The 236-nt window shown below is 54.2% G+C and carries 1 pseudogene; it reads right to left on the bottom strand.

The annotated features are described in order from the left end of the window. Positions 1-236 (bottom strand): annotated as a pseudogene (locus ACTHS3_RS18605) (arginine--tRNA ligase); the annotation flags it as partial.

Raw genomic sequence — 236 nt, 5'->3', positions numbered from 1 at the left:
GAATAGTCGATAACGACGGTTTGCGGTTTGTCGGTTTTCGCTACGCCGAAACGCGCGTTGTTCAAGGCCGTCTGAATGTTTTGGGCGAGAAATTCGGGACGTAGGCGCAGGTTGATAAAGCCGGGGCCGGCTACTTCCGCGCTTTCAATCACGGTATTGTCAGCCAATGCTTCGGCCACTTTTTGCGCCAACTCGCGCGGATTTTGTTTGGCTTTTTTCGCCGCACCCATTACGCC

It is taken from the genome of Neisseria sp. P0009.S007 (assembly GCF_051962515.1).
Note: the sequence above shows the minus strand (reverse complement) of the source record. Positions and strands in the feature narration are given on the sequence as shown.